This is a genomic window from Streptomyces shenzhenensis, assembly GCF_003688995.1.
In the GTDB taxonomy this organism is placed as follows: domain Bacteria; phylum Actinomycetota; class Actinomycetes; order Streptomycetales; family Streptomycetaceae; genus Streptomyces; species Streptomyces shenzhenensis_A.
Window position 1 is genome coordinate 316,169 of sequence record NZ_PENI01000001.1, and the last position, 26,891, is coordinate 343,059.

Genomic DNA, 26,891 nt, shown 5'->3' on the forward strand with positions numbered 1-26,891 from the left:
CGCCCATGGACAAAGCCGGCCCACGCCGCCGCTCGGCAACACACACCGCCGTACCCAACCTCACGTACATCGTGGTCACTCGCGCAGTTCCCCGCGCCCCTACGGGGGCGCGCCCACGCCACCGCCCAGCAACACACACCGCCGTACCCAACCTCACGTACATCGTGGTCACTCGCGCAGTTCCCCGCCCCCCTGCGGGGCTCGGCTCTGCGTTCAGTTGGGGGGGCGCCAGCCGCGTGCTCGGCCGCGGGGGATTACCACCACCGCTGCGGCCACCACCAGCATCAGCAGGGCCATGGCGCCGGCGGCCAGCAGGGCCCGGTCCTGGGGGGCCGTGGACACCTCGGGGAGGTGGAGCGGGGCGGTGCTCGGGGCGGCGGCGCGTGGGGCGGAGCCGGGCGGGACCATGGAGACGGCCGCGTACGGGTCGAGCCGGGGCGCGCCCCCGGTCGGGGCGGCGGAGCCGGTCAGCCGCTCGGCGGTCTCGGCGGCGGTCAGGTCCGGATGGTAGGCGCGCACCAGCGCCGCCGCACCGGCGGCGAGCGCGGCGGCCGCGGAGGAACCGGCGGCGATGTAGTGCCCCGACCCGCGCGGCCCGATGCCGACCACCGGGCCGCCGGGGGCGGCCAGGTCGGCCCCGGTGACGCTGGCGGCGCTGGCCAGCACGCTGCCGTCGGCCGTCACCCCGACCACCGAAAGGGCGCCGGGCGCGGACGCCGGCCAGTACTGTGCGGCGGCCTCGCCGGACCGGGGCCGGATGTCCGGCGCGGCGGCCGCGACGACGAGGACCTGGTGCTCGGTGGCGTACCGGACGGCGGCGGTCAGCTCGGCCTCTCCGGTGGTCAACGCCGCGGACACGGTGATGACTTGGGCGCCGTTGTCGACGGCCGCCCGGATGCCGTCGGCGACCCGCTCGGCGCTGGCGGTGCCCCGCTCGTCGGTGCCGCGCACGGCGAGCACCCGGGCGCCCGGGGCCACTCCGTGGACGTCGGTCCCGCTGGTCTGCGCGGCGGCGACGAGGCCGGCGACGAAGGTGCCGTGGCCCACGCAGTCGGCGGCGGCGTCCCCGACGGCGGTGACCCGTCCGGACAGCGCCGGCGCCTTGTCGGACACCCCGGTGTCCACCACCGCGACGGTGATGCCCCCGCCCCGGGACAGCTGCCAGGCGTTGGGCAGCGACAGACTCTGCTGGGCCCGGGTCGCGGCCCCCGCCGTACGGTTCGAGGCGGCGGTGCAGGGGGCGTCGTCGCCCAGGGAGAGCGGGATCGGCGGCAGGCTGGTACTGCCGGTGCCGTCGCCCGCGGACGAGGGAGCGGGAGAGGGGGAGGCGGCCCTGGCGGGTGCCGGGACGGACAGGGCGCACACCGCCGTCACCGAGAGCGCGCCCAGCCCCGCGGACAGCCGGAAGAGGAAGCGGGAACAGGGGAGTTGGGGAAGCCGTGGGGACCGGAGATACCGGGATTGCCTCATGAGGCGCATGATAAGGGGGACACCCCGGGGCGCTCGGCCGGGCGTTCGAGCGGGCATGATGACCCCAGCACCACGGCCCACACCGTCTCCGGGGAGGATCCGGCGCGGCACTCGCGCGATGCACTGCCGCCGCCCGCTGTTCACCGCCGCGTTCTACTGTCTGTTTACTTGTCCACCGTCGCCCTGACGTCGCAGACGAAGAGGAGATTCGAGGCGTGGCACGCCAGCTGCTCACGGTCGGTCCCGAAAGGCCCGACAGGCCGGACAGCTTCCGAACCATCAGTGAAGCTTTGGCCAAGGCCCGTACGGGCGCGGTGATCAGCGTCCTGCCGGGGCGATACGAGGAGAACCTGCGGATCTCCCGGCGGGTCACCATCGTCGCCGAGGGATCGCGCGGCAGCGTGGAGATCGCGCCCCGCACCGGTTCCGCCGTCACCCTGGCGGCCGACGCCGTGATGCTCACCGACCTGGTGCTGCGCGGCCCGGAGGACGACGACGTCCCGGTCGTGGACGCCTTCCAGGGCCAGGTCGCCCTCGACGGATGCGACATCACCGGCACCGGTTGGACCGCGGTGCTCAGCCGCAACACGGGCTCCCTGGCCATGCGCGGCTGCCGGGTCACCAACCCCGAGGGCGCCGGCGTCGTCGACACCTCGTCCGAGGAGAGCGTCGTCGCGGACTGCGTGCTGGAGAACCTCGGCAGTTCGGCCGTCGTCCTCAGCGAGAAGGCCCGGACCACCGTACGCGGCTGCACCATGCGCGACACCCGCGGCAACGGCGTCCTGGCCAACGGCCAGACCCGCGGATCGGTCGAGGACTGCGACATCTCCGCCACCGACAAGCCGGGCATCGCGCTGGAGCAGAACAGCGCCACCCGGGTGCTCCGTACCCGGCTGCACGACCTGGCGATCGGCGCCCTGGTGACCAGCGCCTCCCGCCCGGAACTGACCGAACTCGACATCCTGGCCGCCGCCGAGCACGGCGTCCTGGTCTCCGCCGGCGCCGAGCCGGTGCTGCGCCACTGCCGGGTGAGCCGGACGAAGGGCAGCGGTCTGGCCGTCACCGGGCGGGCCCGGGGGACGTACGAGGACTGCGAGTTCACCCACTGCGCGGGACCCGCCGTGCTGGCCACCGAGAGCGCGGCGCCGATGCTGACCCGGACCGTCGTACGGGACTGCTCGGCCACGTCCGCCGTGCTGCTGACCGGCGAGTCGGCGGCCGAGTTCGACCGGCTCGACGTGACGTCGGCCACCGGTATCGGCATCTCCGTGCACTCCGGCGCCAACCCGCTGATCCGGCGGGCCCGCGTGGTGTCGGCCGGCGGCCACGGCGTGGAGGTCCTCAAGGGGGGACGCGGCCGGCTCGAGGACTGTGTGATCGAGAAGGCCGGCGGCGCGGCCCTGCGGGTCGCCGACGACGGCCGCCCGCACGTCGGCAACAGCACCCTGTCGGACGCCACCGGACCCGGCGTCCTCGTCGCGGCGGGCGGCCTGGCCGACATCCGGGACACCACCGTCGACGGCAGCGCGGCGGAGGGCATCCGGGTCGAGGAGGACGGCGAGGTGTCCGCCGTACGCAACCGGATCACCTCCTCCGGGTCGCACGGTGTGCTGCTGGCCGCCGGGGCACGGGCCGCGCTGGGCGGCTGCGAGGTGTCCAGCGGCCAGGCCGACGGCATCCGGGTCGACACCGCCGAGCGGGTCTCCGTCCGCGACTGCACGGTCAGCGACAACCGGGGCGCCGGGCTGCGGCAGACCGTCCGGGACGGCATGCTCGCCGTGGACCGGCTGTCCAGCGTGGCGAACGGCGCCCGGGACGCCTGGGACGGCGCGCCGCCGCCCGCCCCCGCGGACCCGGCGGACCCCGCAGCCGCGGCCGCCAAGGACGGCCCCGCCGAACCGCAGGGCCCGGTCGAGGAGTTGGAGGCCCTGGTCGGGCTGGAAGGGGTCAAGCACCAGGTCAAGAGCCTGGTCAACCTGACCCGGCTGGCCCAGCGCCGGGCCAGTCTCGGCATGCCGGCCCCGCCGATGAGCCGGCACCTGATCTTCGCGGGCGCCCCCGGCACCGGCAAGACCACGGTCGCCCGGCTCTACGGCTCCATCCTGGCCGAGCTCGGCGGGCTGCGCTCAGGACACCTCGTCGAGGTCTCCCGGGCCGACCTCGTCGCCCAGGTCGTCGGCGGCACGGCGATCAAGACCACCGAGACGTTCAACCGGGCGCTCGGCGGCGTGCTGTTCATCGACGAGGCCTACACGCTCGCCTCCGACAGCAAGAACTCCGGGGCCGACTTCGGCCGCGAGGCCGTCGACACCCTGGTCAAGCTGATGGAGGACCACCGCGACGACGTGGTGGTGATCGCGGCCGGCTACTCCAAGGAGATGGACTCCTTCCTCGCCGTCAACCCCGGTCTCGCGTCCCGCTTCGCCCGCACCATCGAGTTCGTCAACTACACGGTCGACGAGTTGGTGACCATCGTGGAGAGCCTGTGCGCACGGCACCGCTACGAACTCGTCCCCGACACCAGGGACGCGCTCGCCACGCACTTCGCCGAGATGCACCGGGGCCCCAACTTCGGCAACGGCCGGGTGGCCCGGCAGGTGTTCGAGGAGATGGTGGACCGGCAGGCGTTCCGGCTGGCCTCGCTCCCGGAGGCCGGGGAACAGGATCTGACGGTGCTGCTGCCCGAGGACGTCGGCGAGGCCGCTGCCGCCGCCGTCAAGGCCGCCTCGTCCGGTCACCGGGCCACCTCGCCGCTGGACGAACTCAATGCGATGGTCGGCCTCGAGACCGTCAAGCACGAGGTCACCGACATGATCAACCTGCTGTCGGCGTCCCAGCGACGGCAGGCCGCCGGGCTGCCCGCCTCCCGTATCAACCGGCACCTGGTCTTCGCGGGACCGCCCGGCACCGGCAAGACGACGGTGGCCCGGCTGTACGGAAAGCTGCTGCGCTCGCTGGGCGTGCTGCCGCGCGGCCAGCTCGTCGAGGTGGCCCGCGCCGACCTCGTCGGACGCTACGTGGGACACACCGCCCAGCTCACCCAGGAGGTCTTCGAAAAGGCCCTCGGCGGTGTGCTGTTCGTCGACGAGGCGTACACCCTCACCCCGCCCGGCTCGCCCGCGGACTTCGGACGGGAGGCGGTGGACACGCTGCTGAAGCTGATGGAGGACCACCGCGAGGACGTCGTGGTGATCGTGGCCGGCTACACCGCCGAGATGAACCGCTTCCTGGCCTCCAACCCCGGCCTCGCCTCCCGCTTCTCACGGCACGTCGAATTCCCCGACTACAGCTCGGAGGAGCTCGTCACCATCGTCCAGCAGCACGCCGCCGCGTCCGGCTTCGAGTGCGCTGCCGATGTGCCGCAGGCGCTGCTCACGTTCTTCAAGGCCCAGCCGCGGGACCGGTCCTTCGGTAACGCGCGGCTGGCCCGGCAGACCGTCGAGCAGATGGCCACCCGGCAGGCCCGGCGGCTGGCCGCGATGAACTCGCCGAGCATGGCGGAACTCCAGACCCTGCTGGCGGAGGACCTCCCCGAACCACCATCGCCACCCGGCCGGTAGCCCGCCCCGGCACGGAAGCCCGCGTGCCCGCCGCCAAGTCCGCGCTCGGCAAGGACAGGGGCCCACGGCCCCGGTCCCGGACGGCAGGACACCGGCGGAGCGGACGTCGGCGGCGGACCGGAGCGGCTGTCGCCCGCCGTGCTGGAGCATCCTGCACAGCAGTCGGTCCTGACCCCGCTCACCGGCCTCGGCCGTCCCGCCCCGGATACACTCGCCCACATGGTCCGTTCGTCTCGTGAGGGTGTGAGCCCCGGGATGTGGCGGCGTGAGAAGGGGACCGTGGTGCGCCGGGCCACGGCACTTCCGGACCGGGCGACGGCCCCCTTCGTCATCATCGCCGAGTCGCAGGTTCCGCGCGTCCCCACGGAGTGGGCGCCGCACACGCATCCCCTGCACGAACTCGTCTGGGTACGCGGCGGCACGCTGACCTCCCGCGTGGAGGACCGTATCTTCACCGTGTCCGAGGGGCACGGGCTGTGGATGCCTGCCGGAGTGGTGCACGGCGGGCGGGCGACGGCGGGTGCGGAGTTCTACGACGCCTTCTTCGCGCCCGACCGCACGCCGTTCGCGTTCGGGGGGCCGACAGCGATCGCGATGACGCCGCTGCTGGAGTCGTTGCTGACCCATCTGTCCCGCACGGATCTCGACGCCGCGGCCAGGGCGCGGGCGGAGTCGGTCGTGTTCGACGTGCTCCAGCCGCTGGAGCGCCCGTTCGCGTTGCAGTTGCCCGGCGACGCCCGGATCGACGCGATCACCGAAGCCCTGCTGGACGATCCCGCCGACTGCCGCTCGCTGGAGGAGTGGGCGCGGTGGCTGGGGATCAGCGACCGCACGATCACCCGTGCGTTCCGCCACGCGACAGGGCTGTCCTTCGCCCAGTGGCGGCAGGTGCTGCGCGTCCATCGGGCGCTGACCCTGCTCTCCGAGGGGCTCGACGTGCAGACCGTCTCCGAGACGCTCGGCTACGCACAGCCCAGCACCTTCATCGCCGCCTTCCGGCGTGTCACGGGAACCACGCCGGGCGCGTTCTTCGACGCGGCCGACGGCACCCCGGGCGGTGTCCGGAATTCCGTATCAGGTGTCCAGAACTCCTGATTGTCGACACGGCGAGCGGAATATAACCTTCTCGAAGTTAGGCAACCCTTAGTTGTTGCTCGCGGCGTACGGGGGTTTCCGGGCGCCGGGGAGTCTCTACGGCCCGGCCGGCAACGGCCGGACGGAGGGTGCCGCAGTCGTTGCCCCTCCGACCGTCCGGACCCACCCATGTTCACAAGCTCCTCCCGGCGCGCCGATCGGCGTACGGCCGATCCGGCCACGCCGGGCGCCGCCCTCAGCGGGCACGATCTGGTGCTGCGCTACAGCGGGACGCCGGTCGTCCACGGTGTCTCGCTGGCCCTGGAGCCCGGCCGCGCAACCGCTCTGGTGGGGCCGAACGGCAGCGGGAAGTCCACGCTGCTGCGCGCGCTCGCCCGACTGCACCGGGTGGACGGCGGCCGGGTGACGCTCGGCGCCCCCGACGGACCGCCCGAGCGCGACGCGGCCCTGCTCAGCGCCCGCCGGTTCGCCCGCGAGGTGACGCTGTTCGCCCAGTCGAGGCCCGCGCCCCAGGGGCTGACGGTCGCGGAGGTCGTGGCCTTCGGACGCCACCCGTACCGGCGTGGCTTCGCCGGACCGACCGCCGAGGACCGGAGCGCCATCGACCACGCCATGGGCGTCACCGGCGTACGGGACATGGCGGGCCGGCCGGTCGGGGAACTCTCCGGCGGGGAGATGCAGCGTGTCTGGCTCGCGGCCTGCCTGGCCCAGGACACCGGCGTCGTGCTGCTGGACGAACCGACCAACCACCTGGACCTGCGCTACCAGATCGAGACGCTCGACCTGGTGCGCGATCTCGTCGAGGAGCACGGCATCGCGGTCGGGATCGTGCTGCACGACCTCGACCAGGCCGCCCGCGTCGCGGACACGCTGGTCCTGATGCGCGCGGGCCGCGTGCACGCGGCGGGCGCACCCGCCGACGTCCTCACCGCGGAGAACATCGGCGCGGTCTACGACATCCGTGTCGAGGTCGGCGTGGACCCTCGCACGGGCCGGCTCCGTATTGACCCGATCGGGCGGCACCCCGCCCGGAGCGGCACATCCGCCGCTCCGACGAATCGCCAGAATCACCAGAATCGCAAGGATCGCAAGAAAGAGGACCCTTCATGAACCGTGCCCGTCGCCTGGCGGCGTCAGCCTCCGCAGGGCTCGTCGTCCTCGCCGCAACGGCTTGCGGCACGACCGCCGTCGACAAGGCCGAGGCCGGCAGCGGCACCAGCGCGTCGCCCGCGTCGAAGAGCTGCGCCGAGGACACCACGACCACCTCGACGAAGCCGGTCTCCTTCAAGGACGGCGTCGGCCGGCAGGTGAAGCTCGACAAGCCCGCCGAACGGATCGCGGTCCTGGAGTGGCAGCAGGTCGAGGACGCGCTGACCCTGTGCGTCACCCCCGTCGCGGTCTCCGACGCGAAGGGGTACCGCACCTGGGTCAGCGCGGAGAAGCTGCCCGACGGGGTGACGGATGTCGGCACCCGTGAGGAGCCCGACCTCGACACCCTCTTCGCGGCGAAGCCCGACCTCATCGTCGTGGAGGCGTTCGACGGCGACGACGAGACCCTCGCGAAGCTGGAGAAGCGAGGCGTCCCCGTGATGGCGACGCGGGGGGCGAACCCGGATGATCCGATCGGGAACATGCGGAACGTGTTCAGCATGATCGGCAAGGCGACGGGTCGCACCGAGCGGGCGGACCGGGTGCTCCAGGAGTTCGACGAGCACCTCGCGACGGCCAAGAAGCAGGTCGCCGCCGCCGATCTGCCGACGAAGGACTTCCTGTTCTTCGACGGATGGCTGCAGGGAGGCAACCTCACCGTCCGCCCCTACGGCAAGGGCGCCCTGTTCACCGAGATAGGTGAAGAGCTCGGCATGAACCCCGCCTGGACCGATGCCGTCAACAAGGCCCACGGCGACGGGGGTGTCGATCCCGCCTACGGCCTCGCGCAGACCGACGTCGAGGGACTCACCGCGGTGGGGAACGCCAACCTCTTCTACGCCAACGACGAAGGAGCCGGGGGGTACGTCGCGGCGCTGGAGAAGAACCCGATCTGGAAGTCCATCCCGGCCGTGCGGGAAAAGCGCGCGCACGCCTTCCCGGCGCGGGTGTGGGGCGCCGGCGGTCCGCGCTCCTGCGAGCAGGCGATCGACGCGTACGTCGACGTACTCGACAAGAAGTGAGCACACCGCGGACACCGGCATCCGGAGCGCGTACGCTGCCGCGCGCCGAGCACGGCGGCGGCCCCACCGGGGTGGCCGTCCTGGCAGTCCTTCTCGTCGTGACCGTCCTGGTGGGCATGTGGCACCTGACGCAGGGGACGTCGGGCGTCGGCGTCGGCGACCTGGTGCGGTATCTCGCCGGGGAACGGGAGAACACCGGCGGGGCGCCGGTCGGTGAGATCCTCACCGGCTCGCGCCTGCCGCGCCTGCTCGCGGGCGTGGCGGTGGGCTTCGCCCTCGGCTGTGCCGGCGCGCTGCTGCAGTCCGTCACGCACAACGCGCTCGCCTCCCCCGACACCCTCGCGGTCTCGGCCGGGGCCTACTGCACGCTCTCGCTCGTCGCGGCCTTCGGTCTCACCGTCCCGCTGTGGGCGTCGGGCGCCGTCGCCTTCGCCGGCGGCCTGCTCGCGGCGGCGCTCGTGCTGCTCCTCGCGGGCCGGGCCGCAGGCACCGCGGGCACCCGTCTCATCCTCGCCGGATCGGCGACGGCGATGGCCCTGGACGCGGTGACCGGGATGCTCCTCATCCTGTTCGACCAGAACACGACGGGCCTCTTCGCCTGGGGGAGCGGTTCGCTCGCACAGCTGAACATCGACGCGTCGGTCCGCGCCTTCCCCCTCGTGGCCGTGGTGCTGTGCGTCGCCCTGGCGCTGTCCCGGCGGCTGGACGTGATGAACCTCGGCGACGACGCCGCGTCCACCCTCGGCGTACCGGTCAGGACCACCCGCGTGACCGCGGTCCTCTGCGCGGTACTCCTGACCAGCACGGCGGTGACGCTCGCGGGCCCGATCGCCTTCGTCGGCCTCGGCGCCCCCGTCCTGACCCGGCTGATCGCGGGACGGGTCCGGTCGCTGCGCCGGCACCTCCTTCTGGTGCCCGCGGCCGGGCTGCTCGGCGCGCTGCTCATCCTGCTCGCGGACGCGTCGCTGCGCGCGGTGCAGGGTGCGGACGGTGCCGCCGCCATTCCCACCGGTGTGCCGACCGCGCTGCTCGGTTCCGTCGTGATCGTGGTCCTCGCGCTCCGCCTCCGCGACACGGGTCAGCTCCGGCAACCACCGCACGCGCGGGTCGCCGTACGGTCCCGCCGCGCGTTCCTCCTCGTCGTGCTCGGCGCGGTGACACTCCTCGCCTGCGCGGTCCTCGTGGCGGTCCTCGCGGGGAGCCTCTGGCTGCGGACGGGGGACATCGCGCTCTGGGCGCGGGGAGCCGCCCCGGACCTGATCGGCCAGGCGCTCGACGACCGGGTCCCGCGCGTGACCGCCGCGGTCCTCGCCGGCGCGGCGCTCGGTCTTGCCGGATGCGTCGTGCAGAGCGCGGTGCGCAACCCGCTGGCGGAGCCGGGGGTGCTCGGCATCACGGCGGGCGCCGGGCTGGGTGCGGCGAGCGTCGTCACGTCGGGACTGCCCGGCGGACGGCCGCTGCTCATCGCGGCCGCGGTCGCGGCGGGGCTCGCCACGTTCGCGGTGATCGCCCTGCTGGCCTGGCGCGGCGGTTTCCTGCCCGACCGGTTCGTACTGATCGGCATCGGCTGCGGGTACGGCCTCAGCTCCGTCACCACCTTCCTCCTGCTGCGTGCCGACCCGTGGAACACGCCCCGGATCTTCACCTGGCTCTCCGGCACGACCTACGGGCGCACGCTGCCCGACGTCGTACCGGTCGCGGTGGCCCTGGCGCTCGCGCTCCCCGTGCTGCTCGCCATGCGCGGCCGGCTCGACCTGCTCGCCGTCGACGAGGACACCCCGCGCATAGTCGGCGTCAGGGTGGAGCGCGCACGCTTCACCGCACTCGCGGTCGCCGCGGTGCTCGCGGCGGTCAGCGTGATCGCCATCGGCGTCGTCGGTTTCGTGGGGCTCGTCGCCCCGCACCTCGCCCGGTCACTGGTGGGCGCCCGGCACGGCCGCGCGATCCCGGTCGCGATGCTGCTCGGCGGGCTGCTGGTCTGCGTGGCCGACGCCCTCGGCCGCACGCTCGTCGCACCCGCCCAGATCCCGGCGGGCCTCATGATCGCCCTCGTCGGTGCGCCGTACTTCATCTGGGTGCTCCGCCGGTCCCGCGCATGACGCCGGTGGAGACCTGCCGGCGAAGCCCCGCCCCCTTCGACCCGTCAGGAGTGCCGGAATGCCGCCTCACCGGGAAACGCCCGTGAAGAGCACCGTCGTCCCGTTCGAGCCCGACAGATTGCCGGCCCCGCTGCGGCGGCTCGGACACCCTGACGTACTGGAGCGCTGGCGCGCGGCCGACCGTTCCGCGCACGCCCCGCACATCGTGGCCGTTCCCGGCGACGACGGCGAGGACTGGTCCGCGGCCGCGCTCGTGACGGCACGCCCGCACACGGCGTACTTGAAGATCGTCGATGCCGTCGGTGACGTGCCGGCGGCCGTCGACGCCGTGGTCTCCCACGCACGGCACCGGGGGCTCGCGCAGGTCAAGTGGGAAGGGTGGACGGCGAGCGCCGAGGTGGCCGCCGCCGTCGGCTTCGCCCCGCTGGGTGCTCCGCTCGCGCAGGCGGCGGACGCCGGAGGGCCGGGTTCCGGCTATGTGCGCTGGCTGTGCGACGCTGCGGTGACCGAGCCCCCGTACTACGGGCAGACGACGCACTTCACCTGCGGCGCCGTCACCGCCCTGGTCGCGCAGGCGCACGCGGGGACGCTGCCGCGGGAGTCGCTCGACCGCCCGGCGGAGCTGGCGCTGTGGCGCGACGCGACGAACTTCCCCGCGTGCGAGCCCGTCGGACTGGGCGTCGCCGTGCGCCGAGCGTGGCCGTCGTCCCCGGTCACGGTCTTTCTCGACGTGGACCGGCCCGTCCTGCTCGACCACTATCCGGAGAGCGAGCAGGAGTGGCGTGCCGTGCTCCAGCGCATGGCGCGGACGGACGCCGAACGGATCGGTGTCCCGGTCGACTCACGCCACCTGCCCATGACCGCGATCCGGAGCGCGATCGCCCGACGGGAGCAGGTGCTGCTCCTGGTCTCGCTCGCCGCGATGCAGGGGTTCGACGTGCCGCACTGGGTGCTCTGTCACGGCGCCGTACCCGGCGCCGTCGTGCTCGAGGACCCCTGGGCCAACGCGCCCACGGGGGACACCTGGGTCGACGCCCACCTGCTGCCGGTACCCGACACGTCACTCGACACAATGACGACACTCGCACCGACCCCTTTCCACGGCGCGGTACTCATCGGCGCCCCAGGCCAAGTCGGCCAGTGATCATCAATTCCCGTGGCACGCATGGCATTCCGGAAGATGACCGCGTTCCGGCATCACCGAACCGTCACCCCGGTCACTGCCAGGCGCGTACGAGGTCCTCCGGACCCCAGTGGGCCGCGAGCGGCAGGCCGTCGGCGAGGCCACTGCGTGAGACCGCGACCAGCGGGGTGTCCGTTCCCGCGCCCGGCACAGCAAGCATGTCGCGGACCAGGGCGTCATAGTCGTGGCGGTCGAAGGGCCGGTCCTCCAGCCACTTGATGGAGCCGAGGAAGTGCACCTGCCCGGCCACCGGCGCCCGGTCGGCGCCGATCAGGTCGATCTCGGGGTTGTTCTGCCGGTTCCACCAGCCGCCGACCGCTTCGGTGTCCGGCCATGCCTCGGCGGGCAGCAGCCTCAGCAGCGACTCGCGGACGATCGGCTCCACCGCCCGTCCTCGCCAGCTGCTCCAGCCGCGCTCGATGCGTTCCAGCGCCAGGTCGCCCCGGCCGCGTTCGATCAGCGGCAGGCCGCGCTGCAGAAAGGCCAGCCAGAATCGCAGATACGGGTCGGCAATGCGATAACGCTTGTTCTTGCGGTCGGGTTTGACCGACAGCGGGAGGTCGGCGGCCAGCACTCGCTTGTCCAGCAGCATGTTCAGCAGTGGGCTCAGCACCCCGGAGGGCAACGTACCCGCGCCGCCGGCCCGGGCGGCGATCGTGGAGAATGTCCGCTCCCCGCTGCCGACAGCCTCCAGTACCGCCCGGGCGTGGGACGCCTCGGGGAACTCACCCAACAGCGACAGCTCGCCCGCCACCAGCAACGGTGAGAGCGGGTTGGCCACCGCCTCGGCAAGGAAGGCGGCACGGCTCATCCCCGGCCGCCAGGACTGGACGATCTCCGGAAACCCCCCAGTGATCAGCAGGGCATCCACCGCTTCTGCCGCGCCCAGCCCGGTGGCGGTCCGCACATCCCCCACGTGCAGCGGATTGACGGTCATCTTCGTCGCCCGCCCGAAGAACGGGCGGCCGTACGACTGCAGCGCCTCCATCACCGAGATATCGCTGCCGACCAGGATCAGCAACACAGGTTGGGCGGACAGGTGCCGGTCCCAGACCGTCTGCAGCGCACCCTCGAACTCGCTGTCCTGCTCCACCAGCCACGGCACCTCGTCGATCACCACGATGCTCGGGGCGTCGTCGGGCAGCGCAACGGCCAGGGAGCGCAGCGCCTGGTTCCAGTCGCCGGCCTGCAGCCCGGCCACCAGCTCCGCCCCGGGCAGCGGCGACTGCGCGAGCGTGGCGGCGAAATCCGCCCGCTCGGCCACAGGGTTGCGGCCTCGCGTGGCCTGGAAGACCACGTACGGCAGCCCGGATCGATCGCAGAACTCCTGGACCAGCCGCGACTTCCCCACCCGCCGCCGCCCCGTCATGATCACAGCCTGACCGCGCGTGGCCCCTGTCCCCCCGGCAACCAGACCGAGCTGGCGCCCCAACCGCTCCAGATCCAGCGCCCTGCCCTTGAAACTGCTCACCGGCCTGACTCCTACAAACGTAGACTCGATATTACGTAGAATGAATCTACGTTCACTCTAGTGAGAGTGAGGGACGATCGCACGTCACTGCATGGCCGGACCCAGGCGCGCCCGCAGCCTCGCGGGCCATCGAGTCGGTGAGGCTCTCCGCGCTGGATGCACTCACGAATCCCTGGCCGGAGCCCTGGCCGGAGCCGCAGTCGGAGATCAACTGGCCACGGAACGGGGCAGCCGAATCTCACGGGCGCGGCTGTTCAGTGGCCTCAGCTCACCAGTGTCTGGCCTAACGAGGAAAACGTAGCCCCTCGCTTTGTCGGCGAAGTTGGCGGCCGGTCGGCCGATGTCAGACGTAGTAAGCAGTATGAGCTACCGGCTCTCGGCCGCCGCGATGCCGTTCAACCTCTGGAGCCGAACCCGCGCTCCCTCAACTGCGCGACTACGGCCTGTGCCAGCATGAGAAGCGAGAGCTTGACGGAAGCCGACACTGCGTTCTCGTCGCGCGGCTCGCCGTACTGAGCCTCGGGTTCCCAGTACTCCGCCGCGTCGATGCGGTGGAGCTCGTAAGCGACGAAGTCGGCGAGCTGAGAGAGCTTGACTGCACCCAGCGGGACACCCGGTTCCGGGCTGCTCCCCTCGCCCACGAGCCAGGCGCCCAGATCGACGCGCCGCCAAACGCCCTCCTGGTCGTACCGGACGTCAACGAGCGCGACGGTGACATGCCGGTCGGCGAGGAGATCAGCCAGTTCGGTGAGTTCCGATGCCTCGGCTTCATTCCAGCGCCAGGGGGAGGGAAGCGACTCCTTCCGTTCAGCAGCCATAGCACAGGCGTGGAGAGGCGGAAAAGCAGCAACGTAGCGGTGGATCGCCGGTTACCGAAACCGGCGATCCACCGAAAGGCAGAAAGCGGACCAGGGGAAATCACACCGCCACAAGTCGGACCCACTCGCCGCACAGCTTGGCCATGTCGTCAATATCGGAAGTCAGCATGACCACGGGGCGGTGCTGTCGCAGCGCGGCCTCGGCAACGGCTGCATCGATCGCGTACTTGTGTCCGTGCAACCCGGCATTCATCAGCAACTTCGAGGCCGCCCTCGCCTCCTCGTCACCGACCGGGACGACCCGCAGCCCGGAAAGCACCCAGTTCAAGCGAGACTTGTTCGTACGGGTGTGGACGGCTTCGATGATGGTGAGCGCACTGATCACGACCTCCATGCCGCGCGAGCGCGCCTCAGCGATAAGAGCCACCACCTGCTCGTCGTCGACGAGCAGCTTCGAGAGTCCCTCGCTGTCGAGGACTAACGTCCCCTCGTGACTCAACCTGCGGCGGGCCACCCGGCCTCCTCAGCGAACACCTCGTCGAAGACCTGCCGCGCCCGCTGACGAGCCGGCTCGGAGACCGGCCCCTTGCGGCTCTCGTAGTCCGCCAGGTACTCGTCCAGGACCTGCCCGCGCAGCTCACGCTCGACCGCCTCGGCGATGAACGCAGAGAACTCCCGCTTACCCACCCGCGCCCGGATCGCCTCCGCGGTCCCCTCCGGCAGCGACAAGCTCACCCGCGTCGCCGGCCCTTCCCCGATGCTGTACGTCGTCTCACCCATACCCCGAGTGTGTCAAACGAGTAGGAAAAGCGCTACGGCCCGAATCCGCACGGTGCCCCAGGGCCGTGAAGAAGACGTGTGGATGAAGCGACTCCCGCCCGCCCCTCGTATCGGGCAGATCACTGCCCGACGCCCAGCACGGGCTCCTCATCTCATCCCAGCACCATCCCAGCACGGGAAAAACAAAGGGCCCGACCCCGAAGAGTCGGACCCCTCTCTGACCTGCGCATTTGCGAGATCAGCGACGTGGTGATGAGTCACCTGCTACACGTTGAAGCGGAACTCCACCACGTCGCCGTCCTGCATCACATAGTCCTTGCCCTCCATGCGGGCCTTGCCCTTTGCTCGGGCCTCCGGGACCGAGCCCGTTTGCAGGAGGTCCGCGAAGGAGATGACCTCGGCCTTGATGAAGCCCTTCTGGAAGTCGGTGTGGATCACGCCGGCCGCCTCGGGGGCCGTGGCGCCCTTCTTGATGGTCCAGGCACGGGACTCCTTGGGGCCGGCCGTGAGGTACGTCTGCAGGCCGAGGGTGGCGAAGCCGACGCGGGCGAGGGTGGCCAGGCCGGGCTCCTCGGCGCCCACGGACTCCAGGAGCTCCAGCGCGTCCGCCTCGTCCAGCTCGGCGAGGTCCGCCTCCAGCTTGGCGTTGAGGAAGATCGCCTCGGCAGGGGCGACCAGGGCCCGCTGCTCGTCCTTGAAGTCGTCGTCGGTCAGCTCGTCCTCGTCGACATTGAAGACGTAGAGGAACGGCTTGGTGGTGAGCAGGTGCAGGTCGTGCAGCAGCTCGGCCCGCTCGCCGCCCTGGACGATGCCCTGCGAGAACAGGGTGTCGCCCTTCTCCAGGATCTCCTTGGCCTCCTCGACGGCCTTGACCTTGGGCGCGACGTCCTTCTTGATCCGCGATTCCTTCTGCAGCCGCGGCAGCACCTTCTCGATGGTCTGCAGGTCGGCGAGGATCAGCTCGGTGTTGATCGTCTCGATGTCGTCCTTGGGCGAGACCTTGCCGTCGACGTGGACGACGTTCTCGTCCTTGAAGGCGCGGATGACCTGGCAGATCGCGTCGGACTCACGGATGTTCGCGAGGAACTTGTTGCCCAGGCCCTCGCCCTCGGAGGCGCCGCGGACGATGCCCGCGATGTCGACGAAGTCGACGGTCGCCGGGAGGATGCGCTGCGAGCCGAAGATCTCGGCCAGCTGGGTCAGGCGCACGTCCGGGACGCCGACCACGCCGACGTTCGGCTCGATCGTGGCGAACGGGTAGTTGGCCGCCAGCACGTCGTTCTTGGTCAGGGCGTTGAACAGGGTCGACTTGCCGACATTCGGCAGGCCGACGATTCCGATCGTGAGCGACACGTTGCGACTTCCCGTACGTGAGGAGGAGGGCCAGGCGGCCAGCAGACCGGCCGATCCCCCAGTTTACGGCGTGCCGGACACCGCCCCGGCTGGAGCGTCGAACACCTGGATATGCTCCGCGCAACGGCGTGTCTGTAGGGCCATTCGGCACATAAGCCGACCTAAGTTGGTCCAGTGGAGCAACACAGGACGCGACCCCCGCAGCACGGACCGCGACGCGGCACGCCACCGGCACCGCTGCCGCCGCAGGCCAGGCGCCGTCCGACGGGCGAACGCCCGCCCGCCCGGCGGCCGGTGCGCCCGCGTCCGGCCCAGCCGCCGCGACTGCCGGGCCCCCGGCTCACCGGGCTCGGCGGTGGCCTGTTCAGCGGGACGCTGATGTTCCTGCTCGGCCTGATCGACCAGCTGCTGTTCGGGGGGTCCCTCACCGTGTACGGGGTGCTGTTCCTGCCCGTGTGCGCGCTGACCGCGCTGTGGGTGCGCGGGGGCGACCTGCTGACGGCGCCCGTCCTGGTGCCGATCGCCTTCGCGGTGGGGCTGCTGCCCCTCGCCGACGACGGCGGCGGGGTGGCGGGCCGGCTGATGGGACTGGTCACCGCGCTCGCCACCCAGGCCGGGTGGCTCTACGGAGGGACACTGATCGCGGGTGTGACCGTGATCGTACGGCGGATCCGGCTGGTCAAGCGCCGACGGCGGGGCTCACCCGCCGGACCCGCGCCCGCCGGACCCACAGGACAGGCCTGACCGCGGCCGCCAGGCCCCGGGTACGGACCGCTGAGCGGGCCGAGCGAAGTCCTCTGTGATACGCGGCGCCCCGAAGGGGCGCGGAGCGCTCAGCCGCCCTTGGACGCGTGCATCGCCGCGCCCACGATCCCCGCGTTGTTCTGCAGTTGCGCGGGGACCATCTCCGCCTTGACGCCCTCGATGAGGTGCAGGAACTTGTCCGCCTTGCGGCTGACACCGCCGCCGATGATGAACAGCTGCGGGGAGAACAGCATCTCGACGTGCGCGAGATACTTCTGCACGCGGCGCGCCCAGTGCTCCCAGGTCATCTGCTGGTCGTCCTTGACCTTGCTGGAGGCCCGCTTCTCCGCCTCGTGACCGCCCAGCTCCAGATGGCCCAGCTCGGTGTTGGGAACCAGGACGCCGTCGACGAACAGGGCGCTGCCGATGCCCGTACCGAAGGTGAGCAGAATGACCGTGCCGCCGCGGCCGCGGCCCGCGCCGAAGCTCATCTCGGCGACGCCGGCCGCGTCCGCGTCATTGACCACCGTGACGTCATGGCCGCCCAGGCGCTCGCTGAACAACGCGCGCGCGTCCGTGTCGATCCAGCTCTTGTCCACGTTGGCGGCCGTACGGATGGTGGTCCCGCCGCTGACCACGCCCGGGAACGTGAGCCCGACCGGGCCCGTCCAGCCGAAGTGCTCGACGACCTCCTTCACACCGTCGGCCACCCCGTCGGGCGTCGCCGGGTGCGGAGTGAGCACCTTGAAGCGCTCCTGCGCGAGGTCGCCCCTCTCCAGGTCCACCGGTGCACCCTTGATCCCGGATCCGCCGATGTCCACGCCGAAGATCTGCATGGCCCCACGGTACGACGTACGGCTGACAGTCACGCGCCGAGCGATGATCTGCCGGTTACGCCTCCGCCGTGCCCGCGCCGCCGCGCTCGGCGACCAGGGCGTCCGCCTCCTCGCGCAGATCGCGGCGCAGCTCCTTGGGGAGCGAGAAGGTGATGGACTCCTCGGCCGTCTTGACGATCTCGACGTCCGCGTAGCCGCGCTCGGCGAGCCATTCCAGGACCTGCTCGACCAGGACCTCCGGAACGGAGGCGCCGGACGTCACGCCGACCGTGGTCACGCCCGCCAGCCAGGCTTCGTCGATCTCGTCGGCGAAGTCCACCAGGTACGCCTCGCGCGCGCCGGCCAGCTTGGCGACCTCCACGAGCCGCTTGGAGTTGGAGGAGTTGCGGGAGCCGACCACGATGACCAGATCGGCCTCCTCGCCCATCTGCTTCACGGCGATCTGGCGGTTCTGCGTGGCGTAGCAGATGTCGTCGCTGGGCGGGGAGATCAGCTGCGGGAACTTCCCCTTCAGCGCGTCCACGGTCTCCATGGTCTCGTCCACGGAGAGCGTGGTCTGGGACAGCCAGACCACCCTGGCCGGGTCGCGGACCTCCACCTTGGCGACGTCCTCGGGACCGTCCACGAGCTGGATGTGCTCGGGGGCCTCGCCGGAGGTGCCGATGACCTCCTCGTGGCCCTCATGGCCGATCAGGAGGATGTCGTAGTCCTCCTTGGCGAACCGGACGGCTTCCTTGTGCACCTTGGTGACCAGCGGGCAGGTGGCGTCGATGGTGGCGAGCCGGCCGCGCTCGGCCTCCTCGTGGACGACGGGGGCCACGCCGTGCGCCGAGAACATCACGATGTTGCCCGGCGGCACCTCTTCGGTGCGCTCGACGAAGACGGCGCCCTTTTTCTCCAGGGTCTGGACGACGTACTTGTTGTGCACGATCTCGTGCCGGACATAGATAGGGGCCCCGTACTGCTCCAGGGCCTTCTCGACGGCGATCACGGCGCGGTCCACGCCCGCGCAGTAGCCCCGGGGGGCGGCGAGCAGGACACGGCGGCCAGGCAGGGCAGTCATGCCACCCATCGTAAGGCCGCCTCCGGCAGGCCAGAGATCGCGTTCGCGTACCGTTCACACGAAGACCAGGCTTGCGGCACGCGCGCGTGCTGGGACGGTCCACGCGGGCAACACCCCAAAGGGGCCACAACACCGCCGCACAGGCCCACAAACAGGAACCGCCCCATAGGGGCGCGGGGAACGGCGCGATCAGCCACAACGCCCCCGCACACAACCACAAACCGCAACCACACCAAAGGGGCGCGGGGAACTGCGCAACCAGCCACAACGCCCCCGCACCCGACCGACAAGCACATCACGCCCGACCCAGTGGAGCGCGCAGCAGCGAGGACGCGGAATTGTCGGAGGGGCCCGTTAGTCTCGCGGCATGGCTGTGAACACGTCCGCGGAGACCCCGCTGCCCGTCGGCGAGGTGTCGCGGCTCATCGGGGGATGGATCGACCGGCTCGGCGCGGTGTGGGTCGAGGGGCAGATCACGCAGTTGTCGCGGCGGCCGGGCGCGGGCGTCGTCTTCCTGACGCTGCGCGACCCGTCGTACGACATCTCGGTGAGCGTGACCTGCTACCGGCAGGTGTTCGACGCGGTCGCCGATGTCGTCGGCGAGGGCGCCCGGGTCGTCGTGCACGCCAAACCGGAGTGGTACGCGCCGCGCGGGCAGCTGTCGCTGCGGGCCGTCGAGATACGGCCCGTGGGGGTCGGCGAGCTGCTGGCCCGGCTGGAGCAGCTGAAGAAGGCCCTGGCGGCGGAGGGGCTGTTCGCGCCCGAGCGCAAGCGCCCGCTGCCCTTTCTGCCGCAGCTCATCGGCCTCGTCTGCGGTCGGGCCTCGGCCGCGGAGCGGGACGTGCTGGAAAACGCCCGCCACCGCTGGCCCGCCGTCCGCTTCGAGGTGCGCAACGTGCCCGTGCAGGGCGTGCACGCGGTGCCCCAGGTCGTGCAGGCGGTCAAGGAGCTGGACGAGACGGACGCCGTGGACGTGATCATCGTCGCCCGCGGCGGCGGCAGCGTGGAGGACCTGCTGCCGTTCTCCGACGAGCAGCTGGTCCGCGCGGTCGCCGCCTGTCGTACGCCCGTCGTGTCCGCGATCGGCCACGAGCCGGACCATCCGCTCCTGGACTTCGTGGCCGACCTGCGCGCCTCCACCCCGACCGACGCGGCCAAGAAGGTCGTACCGGACGTGGGCGAGGAGCTGGAGCGGGTGCGGATGCTGCGGGACCGGGCGCGGCGGTGCGTGGCGGCGCTGGTCGAGCGGGAGGAGCGGGGACTGGCGCACGCGCTGGCCCGGCCCTCGATGGAGGACCCGCACCGGATGGTCGACGAGCGGGCGGACCAGGTGGCCTCGCTGCTCGACCGGAGCCGGCGCACGCTGCGCCACCACCTCGACCGCGCCGACTCCGAGCTGACGCACACGCACGCGCGCGTGGTGGCCCTCTCCCCCGCGGCGACGCTGAAGCGCGGGTACGCGGTGCTGCAGCGGGCCGACGGGCATGTGGTGCGGGATCCGGCGGAGGTGACGGCGGCCGAGGTGCTGCGGGCGCGGGTCGCCGAGGGCGAGTTCACGGTACGAGTCGACGCTTAGGGTGAACGGATGACCGGCAAGGTGGAAGAGGCGCTCTCGTACGAGCAGGCGCGGGACGAGCTGATCGAGGTCGTACGGCGGCTGGAGGCGGGCGGGACGAGCCTGGAGGAGTCCCTCGCGCTCTGGGAGCGCGGCGAGGAGCTGGCCAAGGTGTGCCGGCGCTGGCTGGAGGGCGCGCGGGCCCGGCTGGACGCCGCCCTGGCCGAGGAGAAGGAAGCGGACGCGGAGGGCTCGGAGCAGGCCGGGGAGTAGCGAGCGTACGGACGGGAACCCTGCCGGACGGCGGCTGCCGGCGGCGCCGGGGAACAGCCACCGCGCCGGCGGACCGTCCGTCCCGGGACCTGTGAAGCGGATCACCGCGCCCCGCTTTTTGTTGAACCTTGAACTTCTCTGGCGTACGGTCGTAGCCGTCAGCCGGTCCGGCATCCGGACCCGACGCGCACCTGAGGAAGTTCACGCATGTCTCTCGTTCTTGACCCCGCCGCCCAGGACCTCCTGTTCCGCCAGGCCCGCACCGCGAACACCTTCACCGCCGAGCCGGTGACCGAGGAGCAGGTGCAGACGATCTACGACCTGGTCAAGTACGGCCCCACCGCCTTCAACCAGACCCCGCTGCGCATCACCCTGGTGCGCTCCCCCGAGGCCCGCGAGCGCCTGGTGCGGCACATGTCCCAGGGCAACCGGCCCAAGACGGCCACCGCCCCGCTGGTGGCGATCCTCTCCGCGGACAACGAGTTCCACGAGGAGCTGCCGACCCTGCTCCCGGCCTTCCCGCAGGCCAAGGACCTCTTCACCGACCGTCCGGTGCGTGAGCGCTCGGCGACGCTGAACGCCGCCCTCCAGGCCGCGTACTTCATCGTCGGCGTGCGCGCCGCCGGCTTGGCCGCCGGCCCGATGACCGGCTTCGACGCCGAGGGCGTGCGCAAGGAGTTCCTCGACGACGACCACACCCCGCTGATGGTCGTCAACATCGGCAAGCCGGGCGAGAACGCCTCCTACCCGCGCTCGCCGCGCCTGGCGTTCGACGAGGTCTTCACCACCGTCTGAGCCGGCCCCCCGCGCGCGTCACGACAGCTTCAGCGACCCGGCCATCCGCGCCAGCTGCTCGAAGGACGCCGTGCCCGCGACCACCGTGGTGGAGCCGGGCGTGTCCTCCAGCACCAGGGCGTCGTAGCGGCCCCCGGCGTAGCGCGTCCAGGTGCGGTCGCCGATCTTCTCGGTGACGTCGGTGGCCTTCGCGCCCTGGCTGGCCCGGTCGATGAACTCGGCGCGCTGCTGAGTCGACTGCTCGATCTGCACGTACTGTCCGTCGGGATCCTGGAAGCCCAGGTGCCAGCGTTCGGAGTCCGCCCCCTGGAACCGGACCGAGGTCGCCTTCCAGGAGTCGGGCAGGCCGTCGGGCGCGGCCACCGGGTAGGACGCGGCGCGCTGCGCCGTGAGCAGCTCGACACGGTAGTCGACCCGCTCGAGCTCCGGAGCGCGGTCGTCGTGCGGGATGAAGACATAGATGACGGCCGCCGCCATCCCGATCAGGCCCAGGGAGAGAATCATGTCCCGGACCGTTTTCTGCTTGCCGTTCGAACCTGCCACGCCCCCATCGTCGCAGGTGCCCAGCGCGCTCATCCGTGGGGGCCCCTGCTCATTCTGTACACCTGACGGTAGAGTCGGGACGAACACCCTCATCCGGCCGTCGTCGTATCAGAAAGGTGCGCTCCGATGACCGAGCATCATCACTTGCCGTCCGAACTCGACGTCCCCTCCCAGGCCCCCGACCGGAACCTGGCCCTGGAACTCGTCCGGGTGACCGAGGCCGCGGCGATGGCCGCCGGCCGCTGGGTCGGGCGCGGTGACAAGAACGGCGCCGACGGTGCCGCGGTCCGCGCCATGCGCACCCTCGTCTCCACCGTCTCGATGAACGGCGTGGTCGTCATCGGCGAAGGCGAGAAGGACGAGGCCCCGATGCTCTTCAACGGGGAGCGCGTCGGCGACGGCACCGGGCCCGAGTGCGACATCGCCGTCGACCCGATCGACGGCACGACGCTGACCGCCAAGGGCATGCCGAACGCGATCGCGGTCCTCGCGGCCGCCGAGCGCGGTTCCATGTTCGACCCGTCCGCCGTGTTCTACATGGACAAGCTGGTCACGGGACCGGAGGCGGCGGACTTCGTCGACATCGACGCGCCCGTGTCGGTGAACATCCGCCGGGTCGCCAAGGCCAAGCGGTCCGCGCCCGAGGACGTCACCGTCGTCATCCTCGACCGGCCGCGGCACGAAGGCATCATCAACGAGATCCGGGAGACCGGCGCACGCATCAAGCTGATCTCCGACGGCGATGTGGCCGGCTCGATCCTCGCCCTGCGCGAGGGCACCGGCATCGATCTGCTGCTCGGCGTCGGCGGCACCCCCGAGGGCATCATCTCGGCGTGCGCCGTGAAGTGCCTGGGCGGCACCATCCAGGGCAAGTTGTGGCCGAAGGACGACGACGAACGGCAGCGGGCACTGGACGCGGGGCACGATCTGGACCGCGTGCTGACCACGGAGGACCTGGTCACCGGCGAGAACGTGTTCTTCGTCGCCACCGGCATCACGGACGGCGAGCTGCTGCGCGGGGTGCGCTATCGCTCCGAGACCGCCACGACCGACTCGATCGTGATGCGTTCCCGGTCCGGCACGGTCCGCCGGATCGACTCCGAGCACCGGCTGCGCAAGCTGCGCGCGTACAGCGCGATCGACTTCGACCGGGCGAAGTAGCGCGAGCCCCGGAGAACACGGACCAGATGGCGCCCCCGGTACGAAGGGGACGCCATCGGCTCCGCCGTGACTGCGGCGGACGGTGTTCGAGGCGAGGGCTGACGCGAAGAGCCGGGGCGAACCAGGGGCGCGTAGGGCCGGCGCGCAGACCCGGCGCGGGACGGATTACAGGACGCGCGCCAGCCCGAAGGCAAGGGCTCAGGGCCGTACGCCGATCCGCTTGCCGCGCAGCCATCCGCGCAGGCGGGGAACGCCGTACGCGTGGTCCGCAGGCAGGCGTTGAGGCTTGAAGTGCCGGCCGTTGTGGGAGTCGCGTCCCGACCAGGTCCGGCATACGCGGCGCCGACGGCGCGGCGACCGTCGTGCGACGCCGCTGACCTCGGACGACCGGGCGTCACGGCCGCCGACGTCCACGACGGCGAAGCCGTGAGGCCGATGGCGGTCGGTCACCGATGGCTCACGTGGGCTTCGTCCTGGCCGCGCGGGAGATGGCGTTGCGGAGGAATCCGGTCACCAGGTCATGACGCCGGTGAATCCCCGAAGGGCTCGGCACTGGGCCTCACCGCGAGCCGAGCCCCTTCTCCGCGCCGGGCGGAGCCGTTCAGCGGGCGGCTTGTTCGATGATCTTGGTGACCGCGGCGGGGCGGCTGACCATGACCGCGTGAGAGGCGTTCACCTCGGTGACGTGGGCGTTGGCGCGCTCGGCCATGAAGCGCTGCACGTCGGGGGCGATCGCGTTGTCCTGGCGGGTGATCAGGTCCCAGGAGGGGATGGAGCGGAACGATTCATTGACGCTGGCGTCCGAGACCGCCTTGGTGTTGGCGGGCCGCTGGGCCGCTGCCAGGTTGGCGGCCGTGGTCTTGTCCACATCCCCCGCGAAGGCCTCCCGGAAATGCGCCGGATCGATGGACACTTCCGTGCCGCCCGGGACCGTGGTCGAGATCAGCGGCAGTGCCGGAGAGGACTTGGCAGCCAGTTCGCCGACCGTCTCGCCCTTCGCGGGGATGAAGCCGGCGATGTACACCAGGGACTTGACGTCGGGGTCCGAGGCCGCGACGTTGGTGATCACGGCACCGCCGTAGGAGTGGCCGACCAGCACCACGGGGCCGTCGATGGTGGACAGGTAGCTGGAGACGTACGCCGAGTCGCTGGTGAGCCCCTGCAGCGGGTTGGCGATGGCGCGCACGGGGTAGCCGTCGTGGCGCAGTCGCTCCATCACCGGTGCCCAACTGGACGAATCCGCCCACGCTCCATGGACGAGGACGACCGTCGGCTTGGGATGCCTGGGCTGAGCGTCGGTTGCCTGCGCCACGCCGGGAACGACGGCGGCGCTGAGCAGAGCGAAGGCGGCGGCGCCGATGATCGCGACGCGACGGGAGAGACGGATTCGCACGATATGACCTTTCGGATGGCAAGACGGGGGTGGGACACAGGCACGGAGAGCACGTCCGTCGGCCGCGGTCGAAGCCATGGAGCTGCCCCGGCAGCCAAGTAGACTAACTAGTAACTCTACTGGCGTGGACTACGATGCCCGCTGAGGCGCCTCGGCGCAAGAGGGATGTGGGATCCGTACTATGAACAAGGTGAAGGTGCCGGTACGAGAGCGTCTGCTCGAGACCGCCTCTGAGCTCTTCTATGCGCACGGTCTGCGTGCTGTGAGCGCTGACAAGATCATTGAGCGGGTCGGCACCACGAAGGTGACCTTCTACCGGCACTTCAGGACCAAGGACGATCTGGTCGTGGCGTACCTGGAGCAGCGCGCCGCCCTCGAACGTCGGGGTGTCGGCGAAGCGATCGCCCGGGCCGACGGCGATATCGATACGGCGTTGCGCCTGATCTCCGAGGAGATCGGGGCCATGGCATGCGGGCCGGGCTTCCGCGGCTGCCCGTTCATCAACGCCGCCGCCGAGTATCCCGACCCCGACAGCCCCGTGCGCCAGGTCGTCGACGCGCACAGGACCTGGTGCAAGAAGGCGTATGAGCAGCTCGTCGCGCCGCTCGGACTGCCGGCGCAGGCCACCGTCGCCGACGATCTGATGGTGCTCCGTGACGGCGCCATGGTCGCCGGCTACCTCGGCGAACCCGCGGTCGCGGCCGACTCGTTCCTGCGTGGCTGCCGAGCGATGATCCGCCACCCGCGCGACTGACCGGTTGCCGGATACGCCCCGCGAACCGCTGCGAACCCATCAGCAGGCCGGTGCCGATCCGGGCCGGGCCCACCGTCTTCAGCAGCGGCTTCGAGAACTCAGTCGCGAAGGGCCCGGGGCGTGGGGCCGGCCGGCGCGCATCGCTGCCGGTCAGCCCGCTGTTTTCGGTCAGCCCGCTGCCGCTATGCGGCCCGCCGCCCGCGTCGCCTTCTTCAGCTCCAAGTCGCGGCGCCGGCGCCGGGCCAGCACCACGCGGCGCTCCGCGGCGGTGAGGCCGCCCCACACGCCGTACGGCTCGGGCTGGAGCAGCGCGTGCTCACGGCACTCGACCATCACCGGACAGCGCGCGCAGACCCGCTTGGCCGCCTCCTCGCGGGACAGCCGGGCGGCGGTGGGCTCCTTCGAAGGGGCGAAGAACAGACCGGCCTCGTCCCGCCGGCACACCGCCTCGGTGTGCCAGGGGGCGTCCTGGTCCCGCTCTCGCGCAGGCACCCGCTGAGCCGGAACGGCAGCTACCTGCAGGGACGAATGCGGCGGTTGCAGCACGGTCTACTCCTGACGACGGCTTCGCGAGCGAGAGACGATGCAGCAAGCCCTACCCGCTGTGCGCGCGCCTATGCACTGCGTTCCGATCCGCGGGAGCGCGGCGGCCGGTTCACGACCCCCCGCGCCGGGCGTGGCGGGACCGCGCCGTTCCGGATCCGGCCCGATGCGCGGCCGTCAGCGTCCGAGGTGCTTCCGCACGGTCCTGTCGACCTTGTGGTGCACGCGGTCGAGGATGTCCGCGATGCGTTTCCCGCGTTTCGGCCGGGCCTCGACGTTGCCCAGCACGGCCCATCCGTCCACATAGACCGCGGGTGCCTCGGGCTCGGCCGAGTCCAGCGTGTGCACTTCGAAGTTGCCGAGCACGCCGCCGCCGCTGCCGCGCAGCGCCACGTTCTCCGGCACCCGGATCTGGACGTCGCCGAAGACCGACACCGCGTTGATGACGACCTGCTGGTACTCGAAGATCGCCTCGCTGAGGTCGATCTCGACGCTGCCGAAGATCGCGTACGCGTGCATCCGGCGTCCGGCGCGCCAGCGGCCCTTGCGCACGGCGCTGCTGAACACGGCGACGATATTGGCGTCCGCCTCCTCCGGTATCGCGCCGGGGGCCGGGCGGGGCGGCGCGTACGGCGAGGCGGCCGGGCGGCCGTGGGCGGCGGGCAGGTCCCGGATGAAGACCTCCAGCTCGCCGACCGTCTTGGCGTTCAGCACCCCCTCCACCCGCTCCGCGTGTTCGTCGGCGGTCAGGCGCCCCTCGGCTAGGGCCTCCCGCAGGATGTCGGCGATCCGGTCCCGGTCCGCGTCCGAGGCGCGCAGTTCGGTGACGCGCGGTGCCGCGTCCTGCCGCTGGGCGTGCTTCTGAAGGTCCACGGCAGCAGCGTACCGAAACGCGATAGATCGCGACTAGGGGTGAGAACGGCTCGGCCGTGGCGGCCCGGCCCGGGCTGAGCAGTCCAAGCCGGGCTCGGCGGTCCGAGCCGGGCAGGGGGCCGAGCCGGGTGTGGCAGTCCGAGCCGGGTGTGGCGATCCGAGCCGCGTGTGGCGGGCTGAGCCAGGCTGGGCGGTCCGAGCCGGGCAGGAGGCCGAGCCGGGCAGGAGGCCGAGCCGGGCAGGAGGCCGAGCCGGGCGGGGGCTGACCAGGCAGGCGAACTGAGCCGGGCAAGGCAGGGACTGAGCCGGACAGGCGGGCTCAGCCAGGCAAGGGGGACCGAGCCGGGTGTGGCGGTCC

The 26,891-nt window shown here is 71.6% G+C and carries 25 protein-coding genes; 12 read left to right on the forward strand and 13 right to left on the reverse strand.

The window, feature by feature from the left end; all coding sequences use genetic code 11:
* Positions 1-213 precede the first annotated feature (213 nt).
* Entirely contained in the window at positions 214-1,470 is a 1,257-nt protein-coding gene (locus tag CTZ28_RS01280; protein WP_259471411.1) for a S8 family serine peptidase, read from the reverse strand.
* A 215-nt stretch (positions 1,471-1,685) separates the two neighbouring features.
* Between CTZ28_RS01280 and CTZ28_RS01285 the strand changes: the two genes are divergently transcribed.
* From CTZ28_RS01285 to CTZ28_RS01310, 6 genes are all read left to right on the forward strand, one after another.
* On the forward strand, positions 1,686-5,030 hold the full coding sequence (locus CTZ28_RS01285) for a right-handed parallel beta-helix repeat-containing protein (RefSeq protein WP_121887289.1): 3,345 nt from the start codon (positions 1,686-1,688) through the stop codon (positions 5,028-5,030).
* Positions 5,031-5,285: 255 nt separating this feature from the next.
* Positions 5,286-6,125 carry a helix-turn-helix domain-containing protein gene (locus CTZ28_RS01290; RefSeq protein WP_121887290.1) on the forward strand — a complete coding sequence of 280 codons (840 nt, stop codon included), beginning with the start codon at positions 5,286-5,288 and terminating at the stop codon, positions 6,123-6,125.
* A gap of 168 nt (positions 6,126-6,293) precedes the next feature.
* The gene (locus CTZ28_RS01295) at positions 6,294-7,235 is read left to right on the forward strand and encodes an ABC transporter ATP-binding protein (protein ID WP_259471412.1); all 942 of its coding nucleotides are present in this window, start codon (positions 6,294-6,296) and stop codon (positions 7,233-7,235) included.
* Positions 7,232-8,296 (forward strand): iron-siderophore ABC transporter substrate-binding protein, encoded by a 1,065-nt coding sequence (locus CTZ28_RS01300; RefSeq protein WP_121887291.1) that lies wholly within the window; start codon positions 7,232-7,234, stop codon positions 8,294-8,296. Before CTZ28_RS01295 ends, CTZ28_RS01300 begins: the two co-directional genes overlap by 4 nt.
* Positions 8,293-10,395: an iron ABC transporter permease gene (locus CTZ28_RS01305; RefSeq protein WP_121887292.1), complete on the forward strand. Its 2,103-nt coding sequence runs from the start codon at positions 8,293-8,295 to the stop codon at positions 10,393-10,395. The genes CTZ28_RS01300 and CTZ28_RS01305 overlap by 4 nt, the downstream gene beginning before the upstream one ends.
* A 58-nt stretch (positions 10,396-10,453) precedes the next feature.
* The gene (locus CTZ28_RS01310; protein WP_121887293.1) at positions 10,454-11,539 is read left to right on the forward strand and encodes a peptidase C39 family protein; all 1,086 of its coding nucleotides are present in this window, start codon (positions 10,454-10,456) and stop codon (positions 11,537-11,539) included.
* A 73-nt stretch (positions 11,540-11,612) separates the two neighbouring features.
* Here CTZ28_RS01310 and CTZ28_RS01315 read toward each other — a convergent pair whose 3' ends face one another.
* The 5 genes from CTZ28_RS01315 to ychF form a co-directional block, all read right to left on the reverse strand.
* Complete coding sequence (locus tag CTZ28_RS01315) at positions 11,613-13,049, reverse strand: ATP-binding protein (RefSeq protein WP_121887294.1); 1,437 nt, start codon at positions 13,047-13,049, stop codon at positions 11,613-11,615.
* Positions 13,050-13,444: 395 nt separating this feature from the next.
* Positions 13,445-13,867, reverse strand: a complete 423-nt coding sequence (locus CTZ28_RS01320) for a hypothetical protein (RefSeq protein WP_121887295.1) — start codon at positions 13,865-13,867, stop codon at positions 13,445-13,447.
* Positions 13,868-13,967: 100 nt separating this feature from the next.
* The gene (locus CTZ28_RS01325) at positions 13,968-14,381 is read right to left on the reverse strand and encodes a PIN domain-containing protein (protein ID WP_121887296.1); all 414 of its coding nucleotides are present in this window, start codon (positions 14,379-14,381) and stop codon (positions 13,968-13,970) included.
* Complete coding sequence (locus tag CTZ28_RS01330; protein WP_121887297.1) at positions 14,363-14,647, reverse strand: hypothetical protein; 285 nt, start codon at positions 14,645-14,647, stop codon at positions 14,363-14,365. The genes CTZ28_RS01325 and CTZ28_RS01330 overlap by 19 nt, the downstream gene beginning before the upstream one ends.
* 264 nt (positions 14,648-14,911) lie before the next feature.
* Positions 14,912-16,000: a redox-regulated ATPase YchF gene (ychF, locus tag CTZ28_RS01335; RefSeq protein ID WP_121887298.1), complete on the reverse strand. Its 1,089-nt coding sequence runs from the start codon at positions 15,998-16,000 to the stop codon at positions 14,912-14,914.
* Between the two features lie 174 nt (positions 16,001-16,174).
* Between ychF and CTZ28_RS01340 the strand changes: the two genes are divergently transcribed.
* Positions 16,175-16,744, forward strand: a complete 570-nt coding sequence (locus tag CTZ28_RS01340) for a DUF6542 domain-containing protein (RefSeq protein WP_183154207.1) — start codon at positions 16,175-16,177, stop codon at positions 16,742-16,744.
* An 89-nt stretch (positions 16,745-16,833) separates the two neighbouring features.
* Here the strand turns inward: CTZ28_RS01340 and ppgK are convergent, their stop codons facing one another.
* Together ppgK and CTZ28_RS01350 are read right to left on the reverse strand one after the other, a co-directional pair.
* On the reverse strand, positions 16,834-17,580 hold the full coding sequence (ppgK, locus tag CTZ28_RS01345; RefSeq protein WP_121887300.1) for a polyphosphate--glucose phosphotransferase: 747 nt from the start codon (positions 17,578-17,580) through the stop codon (positions 16,834-16,836).
* Between the two features lie 55 nt (positions 17,581-17,635).
* Positions 17,636-18,652, reverse strand: coding sequence for a 4-hydroxy-3-methylbut-2-enyl diphosphate reductase (locus CTZ28_RS01350; RefSeq protein ID WP_121887301.1), 1,017 nt, complete (start codon positions 18,650-18,652; stop codon positions 17,636-17,638).
* Between the two features lie 358 nt (positions 18,653-19,010).
* Between CTZ28_RS01350 and xseA the strand changes: the two genes are divergently transcribed.
* From xseA to CTZ28_RS01365, 3 genes are all read left to right on the forward strand, one after another.
* The gene (gene xseA / locus CTZ28_RS01355) at positions 19,011-20,219 is read left to right on the forward strand and encodes an exodeoxyribonuclease VII large subunit (protein ID WP_121887302.1); all 1,209 of its coding nucleotides are present in this window, start codon (positions 19,011-19,013) and stop codon (positions 20,217-20,219) included.
* A 9-nt stretch (positions 20,220-20,228) separates the two neighbouring features.
* Positions 20,229-20,471 carry an exodeoxyribonuclease VII small subunit gene (locus tag CTZ28_RS01360; RefSeq protein ID WP_121887303.1) on the forward strand — a complete coding sequence of 81 codons (243 nt, stop codon included), beginning with the start codon at positions 20,229-20,231 and terminating at the stop codon, positions 20,469-20,471.
* A gap of 207 nt (positions 20,472-20,678) precedes the next feature.
* Positions 20,679-21,266 (forward strand): malonic semialdehyde reductase, encoded by a 588-nt coding sequence (locus tag CTZ28_RS01365; RefSeq protein ID WP_121887304.1) that lies wholly within the window; start codon positions 20,679-20,681, stop codon positions 21,264-21,266.
* A gap of 18 nt (positions 21,267-21,284) precedes the next feature.
* Here CTZ28_RS01365 and CTZ28_RS01370 read toward each other — a convergent pair whose 3' ends face one another.
* On the reverse strand, positions 21,285-21,809 hold the full coding sequence (locus CTZ28_RS01370) for a DUF4245 domain-containing protein (protein WP_121887618.1): 525 nt from the start codon (positions 21,807-21,809) through the stop codon (positions 21,285-21,287).
* A gap of 126 nt (positions 21,810-21,935) precedes the next feature.
* On the opposite strand from CTZ28_RS01370, the gene glpX reads away from it, so the two are divergent.
* Positions 21,936-22,970, forward strand: a complete 1,035-nt coding sequence (gene glpX, locus CTZ28_RS01375) for a class II fructose-bisphosphatase (protein WP_121887305.1) — start codon at positions 21,936-21,938, stop codon at positions 22,968-22,970.
* 198 nt (positions 22,971-23,168) lie between these two features.
* Here glpX and CTZ28_RS49430 read toward each other — a convergent pair whose 3' ends face one another.
* Together CTZ28_RS49430 and CTZ28_RS01385 are read right to left on the reverse strand one after the other, a co-directional pair.
* Entirely contained in the window at positions 23,169-23,420 is a 252-nt protein-coding gene (locus tag CTZ28_RS49430; RefSeq protein WP_121887306.1) for a hypothetical protein, read from the reverse strand.
* Positions 23,421-23,571: 151 nt separating this feature from the next.
* Entirely contained in the window at positions 23,572-24,363 is a 792-nt protein-coding gene (locus CTZ28_RS01385; protein WP_310887583.1) for an alpha/beta fold hydrolase, read from the reverse strand.
* Positions 24,364-24,544: 181 nt separating this feature from the next.
* On the opposite strand from CTZ28_RS01385, the gene CTZ28_RS01390 reads away from it, so the two are divergent.
* Positions 24,545-25,117 (forward strand): TetR/AcrR family transcriptional regulator, encoded by a 573-nt coding sequence (locus CTZ28_RS01390; protein WP_121887308.1) that lies wholly within the window; start codon positions 24,545-24,547, stop codon positions 25,115-25,117.
* A gap of 168 nt (positions 25,118-25,285) precedes the next feature.
* Here CTZ28_RS01390 and CTZ28_RS01395 read toward each other — a convergent pair whose 3' ends face one another.
* Together CTZ28_RS01395 and CTZ28_RS01400 are read right to left on the reverse strand one after the other, a co-directional pair.
* On the reverse strand, positions 25,286-25,663 hold the full coding sequence (locus CTZ28_RS01395; protein ID WP_121887309.1) for a WhiB family transcriptional regulator: 378 nt from the start codon (positions 25,661-25,663) through the stop codon (positions 25,286-25,288).
* Positions 25,664-25,837: 174 nt separating this feature from the next.
* On the reverse strand, positions 25,838-26,533 hold the full coding sequence (locus CTZ28_RS01400; protein ID WP_121887310.1) for a DUF1707 SHOCT-like domain-containing protein: 696 nt from the start codon (positions 26,531-26,533) through the stop codon (positions 25,838-25,840).
* Positions 26,534-26,891: the final 358 nt, after the last annotated feature.